Annotated in this window: 16 protein-coding genes; 10 read left to right on the top strand and 6 right to left on the bottom strand. The window is 69.5% G+C overall.

What is annotated here, in order from left to right; genetic code table 11:
- The first annotated feature begins 45 nt into the window (after positions 1–45).
- Entirely contained in the window at positions 46–357 is a 312-nt protein-coding gene (locus VFZ09_RS33920; RefSeq protein ID WP_329731878.1) for a PadR family transcriptional regulator, read from the top strand.
- Positions 358–813 carry a hypothetical protein gene (locus tag VFZ09_RS33925; protein ID WP_329731879.1) on the top strand — a complete coding sequence of 152 codons (456 nt, stop codon included), beginning with the start codon at positions 358–360 and terminating at the stop codon, positions 811–813. It begins immediately after the preceding gene.
- A gap of 222 nt (positions 814–1,035) precedes the next feature.
- Here the strand turns inward: VFZ09_RS33925 and VFZ09_RS33930 are convergent, their stop codons facing one another.
- Complete coding sequence (locus VFZ09_RS33930; protein ID WP_329731880.1) at positions 1,036–1,896, bottom strand: alpha/beta hydrolase; 861 nt, start codon at positions 1,894–1,896, stop codon at positions 1,036–1,038.
- Positions 1,889–2,587, bottom strand: coding sequence for a lysophospholipid acyltransferase family protein (locus VFZ09_RS33935; protein ID WP_329731881.1), 699 nt, complete (start codon positions 2,585–2,587; stop codon positions 1,889–1,891). The genes VFZ09_RS33930 and VFZ09_RS33935 overlap by 8 nt, the downstream gene beginning before the upstream one ends.
- A 157-nt stretch (positions 2,588–2,744) precedes the next feature.
- On the opposite strand from VFZ09_RS33935, the gene VFZ09_RS33940 reads away from it, so the two are divergent.
- From VFZ09_RS33940 to VFZ09_RS33975, 8 genes are all read left to right on the top strand, one after another.
- Positions 2,745–3,239 (top strand): hemerythrin domain-containing protein, encoded by a 495-nt coding sequence (locus tag VFZ09_RS33940; protein ID WP_329731882.1) that lies wholly within the window; start codon positions 2,745–2,747, stop codon positions 3,237–3,239.
- Between the two features lie 194 nt (positions 3,240–3,433).
- On the top strand, positions 3,434–3,955 hold the full coding sequence (locus VFZ09_RS33945) for a cell wall protein (protein ID WP_329731883.1): 522 nt from the start codon (positions 3,434–3,436) through the stop codon (positions 3,953–3,955).
- Between the two features lie 91 nt (positions 3,956–4,046).
- Positions 4,047–4,913: a tryptophan 2,3-dioxygenase gene (locus VFZ09_RS33950; protein ID WP_329731921.1), complete on the top strand. Its 867-nt coding sequence runs from the start codon at positions 4,047–4,049 to the stop codon at positions 4,911–4,913.
- Positions 4,914–4,979: 66 nt separating this feature from the next.
- The gene (locus VFZ09_RS33955; protein ID WP_329731884.1) at positions 4,980–5,159 is read left to right on the top strand and encodes a hypothetical protein; all 180 of its coding nucleotides are present in this window, start codon (positions 4,980–4,982) and stop codon (positions 5,157–5,159) included.
- A 59-nt stretch (positions 5,160–5,218) separates the two neighbouring features.
- The gene (locus VFZ09_RS33960; protein ID WP_329731885.1) at positions 5,219–5,974 is read left to right on the top strand and encodes a hypothetical protein; all 756 of its coding nucleotides are present in this window, start codon (positions 5,219–5,221) and stop codon (positions 5,972–5,974) included.
- A gap of 67 nt (positions 5,975–6,041) precedes the next feature.
- Positions 6,042–6,590 (top strand): Uma2 family endonuclease, encoded by a 549-nt coding sequence (locus tag VFZ09_RS33965; protein ID WP_329731886.1) that lies wholly within the window; start codon positions 6,042–6,044, stop codon positions 6,588–6,590.
- A 21-nt stretch (positions 6,591–6,611) separates the two neighbouring features.
- Positions 6,612–7,730 carry a hypothetical protein gene (locus VFZ09_RS33970; protein WP_329731887.1) on the top strand — a complete coding sequence of 373 codons (1,119 nt, stop codon included), beginning with the start codon at positions 6,612–6,614 and terminating at the stop codon, positions 7,728–7,730.
- A 165-nt stretch (positions 7,731–7,895) separates the two neighbouring features.
- Positions 7,896–10,766 carry a GAF domain-containing sensor histidine kinase gene (locus VFZ09_RS33975; protein WP_329731888.1) on the top strand — a complete coding sequence of 957 codons (2,871 nt, stop codon included), beginning with the start codon at positions 7,896–7,898 and terminating at the stop codon, positions 10,764–10,766.
- Between the two features lie 6 nt (positions 10,767–10,772).
- On the opposite strand, the gene VFZ09_RS33980 is transcribed toward VFZ09_RS33975, so the two are convergent.
- The 4 genes from VFZ09_RS33980 to VFZ09_RS33995 are packed head-to-tail and all read right to left on the bottom strand — an operon-like array spanning position 10,773 to position 16,887.
- Positions 10,773–13,490: a hypothetical protein gene (locus tag VFZ09_RS33980; RefSeq protein WP_329731889.1), complete on the bottom strand. Its 2,718-nt coding sequence runs from the start codon at positions 13,488–13,490 to the stop codon at positions 10,773–10,775.
- 6 nt (positions 13,491–13,496) lie between these two features.
- The gene (locus VFZ09_RS33985) at positions 13,497–14,522 is read right to left on the bottom strand and encodes a hypothetical protein (RefSeq protein ID WP_329731890.1); all 1,026 of its coding nucleotides are present in this window, start codon (positions 14,520–14,522) and stop codon (positions 13,497–13,499) included.
- Entirely contained in the window at positions 14,519–15,616 is a 1,098-nt protein-coding gene (locus tag VFZ09_RS33990) for a TRAFAC clade GTPase domain-containing protein (protein ID WP_329731891.1), read from the bottom strand. Before VFZ09_RS33990 ends, VFZ09_RS33985 begins: the two co-directional genes overlap by 4 nt.
- The gene (locus VFZ09_RS33995) at positions 15,616–16,887 is read right to left on the bottom strand and encodes a GTPase-associated system all-helical protein GASH (RefSeq protein ID WP_329731892.1); all 1,272 of its coding nucleotides are present in this window, start codon (positions 16,885–16,887) and stop codon (positions 15,616–15,618) included. The genes VFZ09_RS33990 and VFZ09_RS33995 overlap by 1 nt, the downstream gene beginning before the upstream one ends.
- Positions 16,888–16,997: the final 110 nt, after the last annotated feature.

The following is a 16,997-nucleotide window of genomic DNA, read 5'->3' on the forward strand; positions in this document are numbered from 1 at the left end:
ACCTTCAGGTTGCAGGCCAGGAATTCCCGGTTAGTCTCCAGCTCCATGGACACTCCGATTTCCGCCCGGACCGCCATCCTGATGTCGCTGATCGGCGGGAAGGGCTTCGGGCTGGAGATCATCGAGCGGGTCCGGGAGAGGACGAACGGGAAGATCCACCTGAACGAAGGGTCCGTGTACCCGGCGCTCAAGGCGCTGGAGCGGGAGGGGTTGTTGCGCAGCTTCGAGGGAGACCCCATGCCCGAAAGAGGCGGACGTCCGAGGCGGTATTACGAGTTGACGGGGGAGGGGCGGAAGGTGGCGAGGGAGCAGCGCTCGGCCCTGCTGAGCCTGCTGCAGACGGCGGAGGCATTCTGAATGAGCGTCATGAACGTCCAATACCCGTATGATCCCCGGCAGGCGTTCCCCCTGCTGAGCGCCTTTGGGATGGAAGGGGACGTGGAGGATGGGCTCACGGACTCGCACCGTCCCGTCCTGGCCGCCGAGCTCTCCCGGAAGGCCCACGAGCCCTCGCTCGAGCCCCAGGAGCCCGGGCAGGAGGACGGCCTCGTGTGGGTGGAGCCCGCGGCGCCGGTGAACCCGGTGGTGCGGCGGGTGGAGGGCTTCCTCGGGCTGTGGGGCCGGTGGGCGAGTGCCCGCGTGGCCAACGAGGAGCTGGGAGACGCGCTGGAGCTCATCCACAAGTTGGCCAGGGCCGGCGTGCCGGCGTGGATGCTCTATGCGCAGGCGGGCGTGTCCGCCTTCTGGGCGCTGGTGCACACGGCGCAGGATGCCGCGCTGCGGCTCACCGGACGGCAGCGGGTGGAGCGCTAACCCTTCACCAGGTTCTTCATCACGAACCAGACGCTCCTTCACGGCGGAGACGGCCTCTTCCAGGGTGTCTCCGGCGATGAAGCGGTGGGCGATGCGGCGCAGGGCGGGGACTTCGGTGGCGACGTCCTTCAATCCCTCGCGGCGCGAGAGGAACATCCGTGCGGCGCGGGAGAGCCGGGTGGCCTGGTCCAGGGTGTCCTGTTCGGAGTCCTGTCCGGAGTCCTACGAGCCGTGTGGGGCGAGGAAGTCGCCGACGAAGGCGTTGAAGGCGTCGGTGTGGCTCATGTACGGCAGGTGGCTGGCCTCGCGGATGACCTCCAGGCGCGAGCCGGGGATGCGCGCGGCCACGTCGCGGGCGTAGGAGAGGGGCACCAGCAAATCCCTGGCGCCGTGGAGGATGAGGGTGGGCACGCGCAGGTGCTCGAGGTCCTCCAGGTAGTCCGCGGCGAGGATGTCCTCCAGGCGCCGCAGCAGCTCCAGGGGCGAGAGGCGGCGCGCCTCGCGGACGATTTCGGACCGGCCCTCGGGGGGCAGGTGACGGCCGCCGAGCACCCGCGCCACGGTGGGGGCGAAGAGGTAGGCGAAGGGTTTGGGCATGCGCACCAGCGTGGACAGGGCGAGCGCCCAGCGCCGCACGCGTTGCACGCTGGCCACCGGTGACACCAGCACCAGCGCCTTGAGGCGCTCGGGGTGGGCCAGCGCATAGGCGATGGAGATGAGGCTGCCGAAGGACGAGCCCACCAGGGCGAAGCGCTCGGGGAGCCGCGCGTCCGGGTGATTCAGGGCGGCGAGGTTCCACTGCAGCGGCGTATGCGTCAGCGGCGTCTGCGGCGTGGGCGTCCACAGGAGGAGCCGCCGCTCGGCCGCCAGGGGCCGCATGGGCGCGAACGAGCGGCCCGAGGCTCCCAGTCCGGGCAGGCACAGCACGGTGCGCGACTCGTCGAGGCTGCCCCCGGGGAAGGTGAAGAGCCGCACCGGATGGCCGCGCACCAGGCGCTGCTCGAGGGCCAGCTCATAACCCTGCTGAATCTCCTCGGGCTCGGGGACGAGCCGGGGCAGGGCGGGAAGGGTGGCTTCACGCATGGCAGGCTCGGATGAGGAGGTGGTGCACCCGGGTGGCGATCCGGTCACGGAAGTGTTTCAACCGGGACTCGGGTGCATCCGCCGGAGGGGGCTCCAGGGACGGGCCCACGGCGAAGGTCATCTTCACGGGCAGAGGAAGGGGACCCAGGCCCATGCCCAGGGGCACCCGGTATTTTTCACCGGGTGCGAGCGGGACACACCAGCGCTCGTCCTCGGGGCAGAGGAAGGTGCCATCCACGCCGAAGCCGGCGAAGGGGACGATGGGCACCCCCGCCTGGGCGGCCAGCCGGACGAAGCCGAGCGTGCCTTCCCACCGCAGCGTGTAATGGTGACGAGGCTTCTTGAACGTCTCCCACGCGCCGCCCGGATAACAGACGACGAGGTGTCCCTGTCCCAGGGAGGCGAGGGCATTCTCCCGGGTGCCCTCGACGCCTCCCAACCAGGGCAGAACGGTTCTCACCAGGGGGATTTTGAAGAAGCCTCGCTCGGCCAGGCCCAATGGGTAGCGGCCTGTAGCGCGATGTATCAAATGAAAGAAGGCAGGCGTTTCATAACCCCACAGCCCGTGATTGCCCACGAGCAGGACGGGGCCCCGGGCAGGCAGGTGCTCGGCGCCGAGCAGGCGGGCGCGGTGGTAGAGGGCGGAGAGCGCCGCGCCGGTCTCGGCGAAACGGAAGACCGCTCGGCGCACGGGGTTCAGGGTGGCTTCCACGGGGAGGGAAGATGGAGATGCCCGGCCCGGATGACAGAGGGCCTTCGCCCGCCTGCCTGCCACGCATTGGTTCGGACATTGGACAAATGGCCCGGTGGTTGTCCGCCCCGGGTGGGGTGGCGATGGTTGTGGGGCCATGGGCCCTTTCGAGATGCTGTCAGGGAAGCAGAGGGAGTTGCTGGCGTGCTTCGAGGCGCTGGCACCGGGGGCGGAGGGGCCGCCAGCGCCGGAGCGGGTGGAGGAGCTGCTCGAGGCGCTCTGGCTGCACGTGCGCCTCACGGAGCGTCACCTGCAGCCCCTGGTGGTGCGGGTGGAAGGCCAGGCGCGGGCCCTCCAGGAGGCCGAGGTCCTCCTGGCCATGCACGAGCTGATGGCCGAGCTGGAGTGGTTTCCCCAGGACAGCCTCGAGTGGCAGGTGCGGTTGATGGCCCTCGAGGACGCGGCGGTGGCCCACGTCCGCTCCCTGGAGCTCCAACTCTTTCCCCGGCTCGCCGCGGCTCTCGATGCGCGAGAACAAGCGGACCTCGTCCGGGAGATAGCGGCCACACGCGAGGAATTGTGGCTGGAGATGCGCCGCGCCCGGTCCGTATTCCCGGCGGATCACGCCGATGTCTGTCTGTTTCAGGCGTGAACGGAAGTTCAGGTGTGTCTGGTTGCTGGCGACAATCTTCACGTCAGACGCAATCTTTATTTATTTTTAAGCGACAACTCGTGTATTGGTGGCGTCATGTCTGGGCAGCTGTTGAATAGAACAGGCCCTTGAACACAACCCCCAGATGACCGGCTCGCCCCCCGAGACGGTTCATCCAGAGAGGAAACACGAGCATGTCGGTCGACAAGGCATTCCGGGAGATGGTTCGCAACGAGATCGAGGCGCAGATCAAGCCGCTGCGTGACCTGGTGTCGCGTCTGGAGGCGGGCACGGCGGATCTCGACCGTCTCCGCACGGTGGCGGAGCAGCTGGCGCCGCTGGCGGGCGCGGTGGGCCCCCTGTTTGGCGTGAGCGGTGGTAGCCGCGGTGGCGCGGCTCCGGCCCGCCGGGGTCCGGGCCGTCCGGCTCGCGCGGCGTCGGTTCCCGCTCCGGCGGCGTCCGGTGGCAAGAAGCGCGGCCGCAAGCCGGCCGCCGAGGGTGGTGCCCGCGAGTGCGCCATCAAGGGCTGCGGCAAGCCCAGCCGCACCAAGGGCTACTGCGCCGCGCACTACCAGAAGCTGCGCATGCTGGAGAAGACCAACCGCCGCCCGAACAACTGGGTGGACTACGCCGAGCCCAACAGCGTCGAGGACATCAAGCTGCCGCGTGGCCGCGCCGCCGCCAAGGCGCTCGCCGAGGCCAAGAACGCGGGCTGAGCCGTACCCCGGCCGAGCCGGAGTCGAATCGGACCCTCTCCCTGCTCCTTGGAGAGGGTCCGGTTCTTGCGGGCCCGTGGCGGGCCCGCCATTGTTGGGCATCATGAACAAGCGCGAGCTGGAACCCGGAATCTTCACCGACCTGGCCGGACGGACCACGTACGGCGATTACCTGCAGCTGGACCGTCTGTTGTCCGCGCAGGTGCCCCGCTCGCAGCCGCCGCACCATGATGAGCTGCTCTTCATCATCCAGCATCAGACGAGCGAGCTGTGGATGAAGCTGCTCGTCCATGAGCTGACGGCCGTCATCCATTACATCCAGGCCGACAACCTGGAGCCCTCGTTCAAGATCTTCTCCCGGGTGGGCCACATCCAGCGGATGCTCTTCGAGCAGTGGAGCGTGCTGGAGACGCTCACGCCCAATGAGTACCTCGAGTTCCGCGGCGCGCTGGGACAGGCCTCGGGCTTCCAGAGCCACCAGTACCGGGCGCTGGAGTTCCTGCTCGGCCACAAGGACGAGCACTCGCTGGGGCCCTTCAAGCACATGCCGGGGGTGCACGCGCAGCTCGAGCGCATCCTGCACTCGCCCAGCGTGTATGACGAGTTCCTGCGTCACCTGTCGCGCCAGGGCCACGCGGTGCCGGCGGACCGGGTGGAGCGCGACTGGCGCGAGCCGTATGAGAAGAGCGCGGCGGTGATGGAGGTGTTCCGCCACATCTACGAGAGCCCCGAGAAGCACTGGGATGCGTACGAGATGTGCGAGAAGCTGGTGGACGTGGAGGAGCGTTTCCAGCTCTGGCGTTACCGGCACATGATGACGGTGATGCGAGTCATCGGTTTCAAGCAGGGCACCGGCGGCTCCTCGGGCGTGGGATTCCTGCGCAAGGCGTTGGATCTGCGCTTCTTCCCGGAGCTCTGGGACGTGCGCACCGTGCTCGCTCCCCCGGCGCCCAGGTAGGGCGTCTCGCGTGGCTGCCCCGGGCGGCTCCCATTCCTAGCTTGAGCAGGAAAAGGAGGAGACACCATGGGCGAGCACGACAGGCCGAAGCACGAGCCCGCGCTTCCAGAGGACGACGAGGGCCATTCCACGCGGCAGGCCGGAGACCGGCCCATTCCCACCCCGGGGCATATCGGCAATCTTCCCGATGATGCGCCCGGCCCGGGCAAGCCGGTCGTCTTCCCGCCGCATACACCAGAGGACTGAGTGTCCACCGCGGGAGGCGGGTGCATCGGGCCCCCTCCTGGCCGTGGTAGAGCAGCCCCATGCTCCTCGCACCGACCCTCGCTCTCGTTCTCGCGGCCAATCCCAGTCCCGTCGACGCCTGGGCCCGCAAGGCCTGTCCTCCTCCAAAGCAGACGCCTGACTCCAACGTCGAGATGAAGTTCATGGAGCAGCAGCGCGCCGAGTGCCTCAAGAAGGCCATGAACAAGGCACTCGACAAGGTCATCGTCCCCCTCAAGAAGTCCAAGCCTCCCGCCTTCAAGGAATGGATGTCCTTGCAGGCCGACTACAACCGCTGGATGGCCGATGCCTGTGCCGCCGTCGAGGAGGCCAACTGGGTGGACCTCGCCTCCGGTGAGCGCTCCATGGGCACCGGCTACGGCTTCACCGAGAGCCAGTGTCAGCAGCGGCAGTTCGCCTGGCGTGGCTTCTACGCCGATGCGTGGGCGCGCAAGGACTGGACTGCCATTCAACAGGCCCTCCAGGGCTTCTCCGAGTCCGCTCGCAAGGCCCGCGAGACGCTCCAGTCCTACCGCTCCAAGGCCCAGGCCGCCGCCGCCCGCGCCCCCGCCCACGTCGAGGAGTCCGACCTCCCCGTGCGCCAGCTCGCCCGCGACGACTGGAAGCCCTACCTCGAGCGCCTCGAGCGCGCCGCCTCCGCCCCCGAGGCCCTCGCCCGCCGCCAGTGCGCCCTCCACCCCAGCCCCGCCCCCGACTGCGCCCAGCGCCTCACCGACAGCCTCCTCTCCCAGCTCGACTTCTCCGACGCTCTCAATAACCAAGAAACTGGGGATTAGGGAAAAATCGGAAAGAGCGGTACGACGCCCGGCGGATGTCAGACCTCTCTGCAACATGACATTCCTCATGACCGCCATGTTGAGCACCGCCTTCCTGTCCCAGGCCGAGCCCCTTCCCCTGCGCCGCAAGGGGCTGTCGCTGGCCACGCGCCCCGTCAGCTCCCGCTCGGCCGCGCTGCATGCGTATGCCGCCTCGCAGCTCGGCGCCGAGCTCATCGCCACCTACGGCGCCGGCCGCGGCACCTCCGGCGGCTGGCTGCTGCTCTCCGGGCTCGAAATCCACCTCGGCCAGAGCGTCCTCTCGCCGGACCTCATCGGCTGGCGGCGCGAGCGCCTGCCGCGCATGGCCCGCGGCACCTCCGGCATCGCGCTCGCCCCGGACTGGGTCTGCGAGGTGCTCTCCCACCCCGAGGAGCGCGCCCACCTGCTGCCCCTCTACGCCCGCGAGGGCATCCGCCACGTGTGGCTGGTGGATCCCGAGGTGCGCACCCTGGAGGTGCTCCAACTCGACGGCCGCCGCTACGCGCTCACCGCCCTGCACTCGGGCCTCAGCACCGTCCGTGCCGAACCTTTCAACGCCCTGGAGCTTCCGTTGCGCCTCCTCTGGGCCGAATGAGCGGCTAAGGTACGGCCCCCCATGGCCGCCTCCGCTCCCCTCGTCTTCGAGAAGGCCCACGTCCTCTGCTACCGCACCTTTGATATCGCCGAGGAGATCAACCTCGAGCAGGCCCGCCGGGTCATCTCCTCGGATGCCCGCCGCCTGAAGCTCGGCCGGGAGAACAGCCAGTACCTCCAGCTGCCCAACCCGCCCCTGGCCTTCGAGCTGGGCCGGCGCGCGCTCGCCCTGCGCCAGGGGCCCGTCACCGTGGACGTCACGGCGCGCCTCTTCGACCATGGCGCCGCCTCCATCATCCTGCGCGTCCCCGTCGCCCCGGACACCACGCTCGAGCCCCTCATCTCGCTCGCCGACGAGCTCTATGACAGCGTGGCCCTCGAGGAGCTCGCCGTGGAGCTCATCGAGTCCGTGCGCAGGATGATCTCCCCCGCCGTGCAGGGGCCGCACCTGTGGGACCAGAACGAGAGCTACACCGTCCTCTTCGTCGAGCGGATTCAGGGCAACCCCTCCGCCGAGGAGCTGATGGCGCGCGCGGACCTGGCCCGGGTGCTGCTCGGCGAGGTGAACGACAAGCCCCTGTCCTCGCGCGAGCGCGAGGCCGTCACCCAGTCGCGCTTCAGCTACACCGTGGAGGACCTGGCCGTCATCGACTGGAACAGCGCCTTCGTCTACGAGCCCTCCGGCTCCAGCGACATCCCGGACCTGCTGGAAGTGGCCAACGCCCAGCTGCTCGAGTTCCGCTACTACGACTACCTGCTGGACGCGCACATCGGCCGCATCCACGACGAGGTGCAGGCCAGGCGCCATGGCTTCCTCGGCCTGTTGCGCAGCCCCTACCGCGCCCTGGCCCGCGAGACGCTCGCCACCCTGGTGGACCTCAACGAGTTCATCGAGCGCGTGGAGAACAGCCTGAAAATCATCGGCGATTTCTACCTGGCCAAGGTGTACGAGGCCTCCGTCAAGCGCATGCGTATTCCGGCGTGGCAGGCCTCGGTGACGCGCAAGCAGCAACTGCTGGCCCAGACGTACAGCCTGCTCAAGGGCGAGGTGGACACGGACCGCTCCCTCACCCTGGAGCTCACCATCGTCCTGCTCATCGTCCTGGAGATCCTCTTCGCCGTCCTCCGCGTCTTCGAGTGACGGCGCGCCCCGTGAGCCGTCGGACATCCGGGTAAAACTGGAAGTTCTGACTATCCTGAATCGGACGCTCGGGGCGGGGGGGTGGTGGGCAGCGGTCTGGTACCCGTGGAAAACTCCTACCTCACGCCCGGTGCGGGGGTCGCCCGGGCCTGTGGGGGGTGGGGCATGCAGGTGCCCGGAAGCAATTTCGTCGCGGCGGTGGAGCGCATGTCACGCGCGCTGGAGCAGCTCGCCTCGGCGCCGTCGGCCCTGGCCGTGCTGCAGGAGGTGGTGCGCTGCGCCGCGTCCTCAGTGGGGCTGGAGCGGGCCGCCATCGTCTGGCAGGACGTGGACGGACGGCTGCTGACGCAGGCCACCCCCGGCGTGTGCCCCGAGGCGCTGGCCGCGTGCGGACGCCGCCTGCTGGACACGCCGCCTCCGGAGCCCGTGCCCTGGTTGTTCCACCAGACGGAGCGGGGACTGGCGCCGGGGCTCGCCGGGGTGATGGACGGGCTGGGCGCGGCGTCGCTGCTGGCCCTGCCGGTGCGGGCCGCGGGCGGCGGCGGCGTGGGCGTGCTGCTGGGGCCCTCGCCGGAGCCGCGGGGCTTCTCCCCGGAGGAGATGCGGCGCTTCACCCTCTACGCGCAGCTGGCGGGGCTGGCCATCGAGCGCGGGCGGTGGGTGGAGTCCGCGCGCACCTCCGCGCTGCAGGCCCGCGCCGAGGCCGAGCAGGCCGAGCTGCTGCGCCTCACCAGCTTCCAGGCGGTGACGGAGGCCTTCGGCCGCGCCCTCACCCGCGAGGACGTGGGCCGGGCCGTGCTGGAGCTGGGCGTGCCCGCCGTGGGCGCGCTGGGCGGCACGGTGCACCAGGCCTCGGCGGATGGGTGCTCGGTGGAGCTGGTGGCCGCGGTGGGCACGGCGGAGAAGGAGCTCGCCCTGGTGCGCACGCTGCCCCGGGAGATGTCCGGGATGCCCGGCTACGACGCGGCGGCGCGGGGCGTGCCGGTGTGGCTGGAGTCCCCGGAGGAGGCGCGGGCCCGCTACCCCGTCTTCTCGGTGTACATGGCGCACCAGCCCTGCCAGGCCTTCGCCTTCCTGCCGCTGCTCGTGGAGCAGCGCAACCTGGGGCTGCTGGCCTTCGGCTTCGCCCAGGCGCGCCGCTTCACCGAGCTGCAGCGCACCCTCATGCTGGGACTGGCCCGCCAGTGCGCCCAGGCCATGGAGCGCGCCCGCCTCTACGAGAACGAGCGCGCGGCCCGTCTCCAGGCCGAGGCCGCCGGGCAACGGCTGCAGTTGCTCGCCGACGCGGGCGTGCTGCTGTCCGGCTCCCTGGAGTGGGAGTCGACGGTGGCCAGCGTGGCACGGCTCGCCGTGGGCGGCTTCTCCGACTGGTGCGCGGTGGACTTCCTCGACGACCACGGCGCCCTGCGGCGGCTCACCGTGCAGCACGTGCGCCCGGAGCGCTCGTTGATGCATGACAAGATTGAGAGCTACTCTCCGGAGCGGTCCCGGCCCTCGGCCATCACCGAGGTGGTGCGCACCGGGCGCTCGCAGCTCTTCACCGGGCTGGTGCCTCCCTTCACGCGCAGGGCGGAGGCGCGTCCCGGAGAGGGGCCCGCCGGGGGCGGCTCGTGCCTCATCGTTCCGCTGGTGGCGCGCCAGCGCACCCTGGGCGCCATGTCCTTCGTGCGCGGGCCCGAGCACTCGCCCTTCACCGACGCGGACCGCTCGCTGGCCGAGGACCTCGCGGCGCGCACGGGCATGGCCATCGACAACGCACGGCTGTTGCGCAAGGCCCGCTCCGCCGAGGCCGAGTCCCGCCGCAACGCCGCGCGCCTGCGCAGCCTCGTGGAGGTGGACAAGTTGTTGGCGGAAGCCGGCCTGGACCTGCCCGCGGTGTTGGATGTGATTGCCCGCAAGGTGTCCGAGGTGCTGGGGGATGGCTGCGTGCTGCAGCTCATGGCCGAGGACGGGGCCTTCCTGGAGCCCGTCACCATCCACCACCCGGACCCGGAGGCGCGCTGGCTGCTGGCGGGCACCGTGCACGCGCGGCGGCAGAAGCTGGGCGAGGGCCTTCACGGTGGCGCCGTGTCCAACGGGCGCGCGGTGCTGCTGCCGGACATCGACGTGGAGGAGGCGCGCGCCTCGGGTGGACTGCCCGAGTACCTGCCCTACCTGGACCGCTACGGCCCGCAGAGCCTGCTGGTGGTGCCGCTCACGGTGAAGGGGCGCGTGTTCGGCAGCCTCGGCGTGGTGCGGGACGTGGCCGGCGGCCGTCCGTATGGCGAGGAGGACCAGATGCTGCTGCAGAGCCTCGGCGAGCGCGCGGCCCTGGCCATCGAGGACGCCCGGCTCTACGGCGCGGCCACCGAGGCGGTGCGCCTGCGCGATGACTTCCTCTCGGTGGCGGGGCACGAGCTGAAGACGCCCCTGAGCGCGCTGCGGCTGCAGATTCAAATGCTGGCGCGCACCGCGCGCGAGGTGGCCACCACGCCGGGACTCGCCCAGCGCGTGGAGAAGGCCGAGCGCACCAGCGAGCGGCTGGGCGCCCTCATCGACGAGCTGCTGGACGCGGGCCGCATCACCGCGGGCCGGCTGAAGCTGGAGCGCGAGGAGGTGGACCTGGCGGCGCTCACGCGCGACACGGTGGGGCGTATGTCCGAGGCGCTCGCCCGCACCGGCAGCGAGGTGAAGCTGCAGGCCGATGCCGCCGTGCCCGGCCGCTGGGACCGGGTGCGCCTGGAGCAGGTGGTGGGCAACCTGCTGTCCAACGCGGCCAAGTACGGGCGCGGCCAGCCCGTGGAGGTGCGCGTGGAGCCGGGGATGGATGGACGGGCCCGGCTGGTGGTGAAGGACAACGGGATTGGCATCGCTCCCGAGGACCAGGCCCGCATCTTCGAGCGCTTCGAGCGCGCCGTGAATGGCCAGCAGTTCAACGGGCTGGGGCTCGGGTTGTGGATTTCACGGGAGATTGTTGAATCCCACGGGGGTCACATCCTGGTGCGCAGCGCTCCCGGGGAGGGGTCCACGTTCACCGTGGAGCTGCCCCGGGAGTAGGACGGCTCACTCGAAGTCGATCGGGCGGTGCGGGTTGGCGAGTACTTCCTCGATGGGGCGGCGCCAGCGCGAGGCCAGCTCGGGCGCGGCGTCGAGCGCGGAGGGGAGGCGGCGCAGGAAGTCCATGCCCGCGGGCGTGCGTGCGGCCCGATGCGCCAGTCTGAAGAAGAGGGGGGGGTCGCCCCTCAGGCTGCGCAGGAAGCTCTCGGGAGGCCAGTGGAGGGAGACGTAGGTATCGACGAGCCATTGCCGCAACTGCTTGGCCCTGTCCCAGTCCTTGCCGGTGAGGAGGGAGGCCAATGCGCCAAGCAGGGACTTCTCGTCTTCGAGCAGCCGGGCGTGAATGCGGGAGAAGACGAGCTCGACGATGTGCCAGCCCGAGGAGGGGCGGGTGCGCTCCACGAGGGCCAGGAGTTTGCTGGCCAGGTGGTCGTCCAGGCACCGTGGGGGGAGCTGGCGCAGGACGTGTGCCAGATTCTCACAGGCCGGGTCCAACTCCCGGGCCGAGGCGTTCCACACCAGGTACTCCAGCAGTCCGGGAATCCAGTCCCGGTCGTACGCCTCGGGTGAGTCCAGCCAGGCGCGCAGGGTGGCCGCCAGTCTCGGGATGAGGTGATGTTCCTCAGAGGTGCTCGTGGAGGAGAGGAGCTGGCTGCGCATGCTCTGGCGCAACCATTGGCGCAACATGGGGATGTCGAGCCAGGAGGCCAGCTCGGCGGGAGGGTGGGAGCCTTCGCAGAGGGCGCGGAGCCACTGCGGGCCCAGTCGTCCCATCAGGTTCCGGACACGCCACTGGTCGCGTGTGTCGAGCAGGGCCTGACGAAGCTCCGGTGCGAGCAGTTGCTCCGGGGGAATGGACTCAGAGGCCACACGCGTGAGGTGCTCGATTCGAGGTCCTTCCTCCTGGAGTGCGAGAACGACGAGCGCTCGTGCCAGGACGGGCCTTTGGCGAAGCTCCTGGGTGAGTGGCTCCACGCGTTGCAGCTTTTCTGCATAGAGGAGCAACAGGCGCGCTCCATTGGGGGGGCCGCTGCACTTGCGCACCAGCGCGTCCAGGCCGGTTTCCAGCGCGCGTACCGCTTGTGCGCCAATCTCCGCCGCGAACCAGGCGAGATGAGAGGGCTCCCCGCTCGCGAGGGCCCATTCCAGGCGCGTGGCGTCATCCACCTGTGAGAGCACGGGCTCCAACCGTGTATGGAGGGATTGGACGTCCCCCTTCGACAACATCCTCCGGGTGATGGCGTGCAGGGCGTCCAGCACACGCCCGCGATGCCCGCCAACGGCCAGGAGCAGACCGGGGTCGTCGATGCGGCCCGCCACCTCCTGCGCGAGCCCCAGAAGTGCCTCACGAGCAGGGACGCCCGTGCGCTTTACGGCCTCGGCGAGTGCCTGCTGGCGCTGGAGGGGAGAGAGGCAGACCAGGGCTGTTTCCATCAGCTCCGGCCAGGGCGTATCCGCGGCCTTGAGCAGGAGCGGAGGGGCCAGACGAGAGGCCGCATCGGTCACGCGGGTCAGCACGCGTTGGACGATGGCGAGCAGCGAGTCACTCCATCGTGCTCCAGAGGCCGCGAGCAGTTGCGGCAATTCCTCGGCCGTCCGCTCGGGAGTCAGTTCGAAGCGTCGTGCCAGCTCGCGGACGAGCACTCGCTCCACCTGGGCAGCGAAGCCCGTATCGGTCTCCAGCCGTCCGCGGACGAGGGGTCTGGAGATGAAATCGGTCAGCTCCCAGAGAGGGCGGGGCTCGGTGGTGGCGTCCGCCTGCCGCTCCAGCAATCCCCGGAGGATGGGGGCGGCGGCGGGATGGGTGGGCTCGAGCCCGGGCCACAGGCGCTCGAAGAGATCTGCCCGGGACCGGGCCGCCGCGAGCCGCTCGTGGGCGGCGGGCTCCAACTCCATGAAGCGCAGGAGCGTGGGCATGTCCTTGAGCGCGGGAGGGCGCAGGCCTTGCTCATGGCAGAAGGTCTCCAGCCGCCGAGCGAGCGTGGCGCCCTCTCGGGCGAATTGCGCCGCCCATTCCTTCTGCGTCAGGCCGGCCAGCCTGGGATGGAGTAGCCGCCCCGAGTCCCACCACGCTTCACTGTTGGCCTTCTCCAGGAAGGAGCCGCGTGCCGCCGGTGGAATGCCGAGGAAGGTGAAGGGTTGGCCCTCCAGGGTTCGCGGCTGCAGGGCGAAGGTGCAGAAGGAGAAGCGCTCCCGCTGTTCCGCGCGCAGCACGCTCCAGAGGAAGCGGACGACGGCGTCGGGCTGGCGCTCGTCCACCCAGAGGATGGGGCGCTCCTCGGTGCCGAAGAGCAGCACCACCGCCGCGAGGGCCTCGCCCGGCGTCGGCGGCTGCGCCGCGCCGGGCGCAAACGCGGGCATGGGTAGGGGCTCGCGGTACGGCTCCCGATCCTCGGCGCTTCGGGGCCGTCGGTGCAACGCCGCGAGTCCTCCGAGGTCCTCGAGTCCGCGGGCCTCGTTGTTGGAAAGCAGCACGGTATGCGTGAGCACCGTGCCCGAGCGGGTGGCCGCGACGTCGGGCCAGGTGCAGGCGAGAGCGTAGTACCGCTCGCCACAGGGAAAGCCGGTGAGATAGCTCTCGAAGCGTGCGCCCGTGGGCAGGTAGCCGGACAGGTCACTCAGGCGCTCGAGCAGTGCGAGCTCGCGCTCGTTCAGGTCTCCGCCGGAGGCAAGCAGGCGGTGGCCTTGCGCATAGCCATGGAGCGTCTGGGCGAGCAGCGGCATGGGACGTCAGGGGGCGCCGAGCGCCCGGTCGCCGAAGAGGAGCCAATAGAGGGGCATGCCGATATCCGCGCTCCGGTGCGGGCCGTGCGCTGCCTCCCACCATTCCACGAAGCCGGAGGGGTCCTCCAGGTAACGCTGGCTGTAGGAGGCATCATTCAGGTCTCCGCCCGTGGCCGACAGGCCGAAGCGGAAGACATCCTCCTGGAGGAAGTTGCTCCAGAGGTAGTCCTCGAGCAGCGGGAGGTGATGGGCCAGGTACGCGGCGGGACCGGCCTGCCGCCAGGAGGAATCGACGGTGTCCCAGGCGGTGAGCACCAGGGCGATGCGGAAGCGCTCCTGGGCCGCCCTGGGCCGCTCGCCGGGGGCGAGTCCGCGCACGTGCCGGATGAACTGGAGCAGCTCGATGAGGGACAGGGCGGTGGGCACGCTGACGGGGTCCGATGGGGCGGCGCGCGGCGTGGGGGGCACTTCCTCGACGGGGAGCGGACCGAAGTAGGCGGCGGCGTTGGTGGGGGCCACCGGCGCGGGGCCGGAGCGGACTGAGGAGGGCTCGGCCACGGGTTCATGGCGCAGCAGCCGCCAGCGCTCCCGTTCATCCTGCTCGGACGTGGGCTGGGGACGCGGCAGGCGCGTGAGCGTATCCGGGCGTACCAGCAGCAGGAAGCCACTGGAGAAGGCGCGCGCCTTCCACTCCTCGGACCAGCCGTGGATGCGATCCCGGAAGAGACGCTCCACCTCCTCGCCCGCGTAGTCCCCGGCGCGCAGGGTGAAGGAGAGGGGGTCGAAGTAGGTGCCCGCCGTGTGCAGCGGGGCGTCTAGAGAGAGCCGCTCGGTGACCTTGGTGCGCTGCGGGTAGTGGCCGCCGAGGAGTGGATCTGCGAGCCGTTGAAGGCCGACGGCGTCATCTCCCAGACCGGCCAGCCGCAGGTGCTGGAGCTTCTCCATCTGGAGCGCATCGACGAGCGCGCCCAGGTAGGTGGACTTGCCCGTGGATGGACCGCCGAGCAGGGCGATGCGGTGTTGGTCGCTCATGGCTCGTCCCTCCAGCGCCGCAGGGTGGCGAAGCCCCGGGCCTCCTCGGGCGGGAGCGTGTGCAGGGGCTTCCTGTGGGCGCGGCGGTCGGCGTGCTCCATGGCGTAGGTGAAGGGGTCCATGACGCCCACGGGCTGGCCCTGGGCCATGCGGTGGGGGAAGGCGCTGACGGGGAAGATGGAGAAGGGCATCTGCTCGCGCCGCGCGTCCTCCAGGGCGAGCCAGGTGCGGCGCAGGCGGTTGGAAAGCTCACCCCACCCGGTCCGTTCGGTCCGCTTCTCCGGAGCGGGCGGCAGGACGGAGTGGATGACCCGATCGAACTTGCTGAGCACGAGCGCCAGCGGCGGACGCGGCCGCATGTCCCGGGTCATCTCCTGGATGCGGCGCACTAGCAGGGAGGTCTCGTTGTCCGTGCGGCCTCCAGCCGCTCCCATCAGCGCGCTGGCATCCGCGAGGACGACGAAGGCATCACAGCGCTGGATGAAGGCCATGCGCCTGCCGGAGACGTCATCCACCCGCCCGGTCCAGTCCTTGACCCACTCGCCTGGAATATCGGTGAGCAGCAGGTCGATGTGGCGTTCGTCCCGGAAGTCCTGGGGGCGCAGCCCGACGTGCAGGAAGCTGCTGGGGCGCAGGACGTCCGCGCCGACGGTGGTGTGCTGGACGATGTCCTCCGCGGACTCTCCGGTCCATTGGCTGGCCCGTTCCATCAGCTCGCGGAAGCTGTGCAGGGTGAGGCTGGAGGCGAAGCGGTAGGGGAAGGAAGCCCGCTGGCCATTGGCGAGCTGGAGGAAGAAAGAGGTGAGCAGGCACGTCTTGCCCGCATTGTAGGGTCCGAGCACCGCGATGAGCCGGGCCGGAGTGCGCGACAACAGGCGCTCGACCTCGACGGAATCGAGGTGACGCCCGGACCAGGGGGCGCTGAGCGAGGCCGTCTCGCGAGGGGGCTCGGGGGCCGTGGTGGTCCGGGCGAGGTCGGGGCAGTCGGCGAGCGGATTGGGGAACTCGGCGAGCCGGGCGCACCGGCCGCCTTCGGGCAGGGTGCAGTCCGGGTTGTTGCAACGCGGGGGCTGAAGGGCAGGGGGCAGCGCCATCACCGCGCTCCGAGGTGACGGTCCAGCAGGGATTCGCGGAAGATCCAGGCGGCCCAGTCCCCGAGGTCGATGAGGGTATCCGGATCGACGGCGACCTTGTCGCGGAGACGCTCCTCGATGGCGCTCGGGTCGTGCCTGGGTTGGGCGGCCTGGATGCGCGCCCAGGTCACGGGGAGGCCCAGCGGGTCTTCTGTCGCGAGCTTCTCCAGGGGCACGCTCATGGAGGTGGCCGCGGCGTGTTGCTCGTTCTCGCGAACCCGCCGGAGTGTACCGATGAGATCGGACAGCCACTCCTTCAGGGGCCGCTTCTGGTCAACGGTCTGGTTGCCGAGTTGGTACAGGTTCTCGATGAGGAAGCTGGCCGCTGGCTCCACCTCCAGGCCCATGGCGAGTTTCGAACTCTCCCAGGCCATCCACCATAGCCGCTCGGATGCGTCGGAGATGCGCCGGTAGGGTTGGCGCCTGGTGCTGGAGTATCGGGCTTGCCCCCACCACAGCAAGTCGGCTTGAGCAGTTCGAGATGAAATGATTTTGTTTAACGTCTCACCAGTGAAGTCGGAGATAGCTGATACGCGAACATCAAGCCCGCCGAGGATATGGCTGACTTCATTCAGGTGATTGGCGATCCTGGTAAGGGTCTCTTGGTGCACATTGAAAAGTGACGCAGAGTGCTTGGCGAGTGTGTCTGTGCGGTCCTCGTCGGATTCTTGTATGCGGGTGATTGTCTGAGCGCTGTCGGGTACGGCAATGGGCAGTAGGGCCCATTCCTGTTGCTGCGTTGCGGAGGCCGTATCCTCGGGACCGTTCAAGGAAGTGGCTGTTGGAGGCGAAGCCTGTTGGTGGCGCCATTGCTCAAGGTACTTCTCTCTGCTGAGCCTGCCTTCAATCGCGGACCAAGCCGATTCGAGCAGTGGCGTCAATGCGAAATGCCCACCAACCAGATTGTCCGTCCAACAGGCCAGGAGCATCCCCTTCAAGATGAGGACGTCCTGCGCACCGAGGCCCGCGCTCTGCCAGAACCTGGAGATCTGCCTGAAGACGAAGTTGATGGCTTTGCGCCTGTGGATGCCAGGCCGCTCGGGATCGGCCATCAGCACCTGCACCGCCCGGATGACCACCTCGGGCGCGTCGACACCTGTACGGAGCCAGGCATGTAGTGGGGCGAGCGCCTGATTCTGAGCCGTGGTGTCGGCTTCTCCCGTTCTCAGGTCCCACTCCTGGCGGATCTCCCTGAAGCGTTCAGCCAGCAGATTCTCCGTGTCCGTCGCCACGTGCGTTTCCTTTCCTCCGAGGCGGCTCATGGGTATCTTGCGCCCCGCTCCGCCCGAGTACTTCGGGAGCACGGCCTTATAGCACTCGAAGCATTCCCCGAAGCGGGACT

The sequence above is a fragment of the Archangium sp. genome (assembly GCF_036277355.1).
Classification (GTDB): domain Bacteria; phylum Myxococcota; class Myxococcia; order Myxococcales; family Myxococcaceae; genus Archangium.